1 protein-coding gene is annotated in these 838 nt (G+C 57.9%); it reads right to left on the bottom strand.

The window, feature by feature from the left end; genetic code table 11:
- Positions 1-29: 29 nt before the first annotated feature.
- Positions 30-719: a transposase gene (locus G6N73_RS35970; RefSeq protein WP_246252840.1), complete on the bottom strand. Its 690-nt coding sequence runs from the start codon at positions 717-719 to the stop codon at positions 30-32.
- Between the last annotated feature and the right edge of the window lie 119 nt (positions 720-838).

Below are 838 nucleotides of genomic sequence, written 5' to 3'. Positions count from 1 at the left end.
TCGATCTGCGATTCAGCGGACTTTCAGCGTTATTGCAGCCCCAGCTTCCTCTTCAGTTCCGCGTTGTCCTTGCGCAGGCGTTCCGCGAGCAGGCTCTTCAGTCGCTTGTTTTCTTCCTCGAGCGCGACCAGATCCTTCAGATCGTCACCATCCGATGCAGGCGCCGCAGCCTTCTTCCATTGATAGTAGGTCTGTTCCGATATGCCGGCCTGCTTTACGGCGCTCTTGAGGGTGGCGCCGCCACTGATTGACTTCTCGATTTGGGCTCGCTTCTGGGCGCGCTCCTTTTCAGAGTAGATCTTCCGCCCAGTCCGCGCCGCCGCTGCTGGTGCTTCCTCCGCCTGAGACGCCGTATGGGCGCCATTCCTCCGAGCAGGCGGCCTAGGCTCAGCCTTCGCCTTCCGCGACCGTGGGGCTTTCTTCTTCGTTTCAGGCGTCTCCACTTTGGCTGCCGGTTCGGTTGCAGTTTCTACTGACTTAGCTTCCAGGGGATCTGCCATGAGGTGCTCCGCTCGCGGTTTGTGCATGTGTGCAGCATCAAGGGCTACGATCTTGGAGTCAACAAGTTGACGATGCGGCAGCTCCATCTCTTTGAGCTCCCTTGTTGTCTCGGCCATAGCTACGGAGAGATCGACATCGCTCCAGATGGAACGACCCCGTTTTTGATAACTGCGCTTCTGTTTGATCTCCACAGTGAACGGTCGGGTCTGCCGCTTCATAGTTTCTTCCTTGTTGGACACGAATTGCACAGGAAGTCGCGGCTGACGACGATTGAACGTCTGGCGATTCCTCTGTTGCGCCGAGCTATATGGATGAGACCGCCCGGGAGCAAGCGACG

This window comes from Allomesorhizobium camelthorni (genome assembly GCF_011045125.1).
GTDB classification, from domain to species: domain Bacteria; phylum Pseudomonadota; class Alphaproteobacteria; order Rhizobiales; family Rhizobiaceae; genus Allomesorhizobium; species Allomesorhizobium camelthorni.
The sequence above is the reverse complement of the archived record's forward strand: the minus strand, read 5'-3'. Positions and strand labels throughout refer to the sequence as shown.